This window comes from Streptomyces sp. SID11385 (assembly GCF_010548245.1).
Taxonomy (GTDB): domain Bacteria; phylum Actinomycetota; class Actinomycetes; order Streptomycetales; family Streptomycetaceae; genus Streptomyces.
Genome location: NZ_JAAGLR010000552.1, coordinates 1 through 655 on the forward strand (window position 1 = coordinate 1; position 655 = coordinate 655).

1 protein-coding gene and 1 pseudogene are annotated in these 655 nt (G+C 78.8%); both read right to left on the reverse strand.

What is annotated here, in order from left to right:
- A pseudogene (locus G3I42_RS16765) lies at nt 1-424 on the reverse strand (hypothetical protein); the annotation flags it as partial.
- On the reverse strand, nt 421-655 hold a 235-nt coding region (locus G3I42_RS16770), incomplete at its 5' end, for a hypothetical protein (RefSeq protein ID WP_203606914.1). The pseudogene G3I42_RS16765 and the gene G3I42_RS16770, both read right to left, overlap by 4 nt.

Here is a 655-nt window from a genome sequence, read left to right on the forward strand (position 1 = left end):
GCCGCGCGCACGTCGCGCGCGCCCGGCCCGGCAGGAAGAGCGCGTGCTCCTCGCAGACGTGCCCGCCGCGCCCCTTCGGGCCGCAGCCCGGGCAGCGGAACGGCCCGTACGTCTCGCGCCCTTCGGCGGCACACGTGTCGCAGGCGGGGCGTGCCCGCGGCGGCTCGACGACCCCGCGCACGGCGAACGGTGTCGTGGGGTCCATCGGTACGGGGACGGTGCCGGGGCTGAGGAACCAGACCCCGACGCGGCCCTCGCCCGGTACCTCGATGACGGCGCGCGGCATCGCGCGCGGGTCCACCGTCGTCACGACGGGCTCCAGGCGCTCCCACAGGGCGACGACCTCGGCGCCGGTGCGCGGGCGCCGCGCGTACTGCCGCAGGTCGAGGGTGACGGGGACGGCCCGTTCGGGGGCGGGACTCATGCGGGCGGCTCCTCGGTGGGAGGTGCGGGAGCGGCGGCGGCCTCCCGCGCGGTCTCGCGCGGGTCGGGCAGGAGCAGCACTTCGATCAGCGCGCGGCGGCTCGCGGCGGCGCCGTAGACCGTGTCGGCGAGGACGACGGCCCGCAGCCCCTCGGGATCGCCGAGCGCGCGCACCGCCGTACGCAGCGCCGCGCCCTCCTCGGCGGGTACGTCCCACAGGACCAGCGCGAGC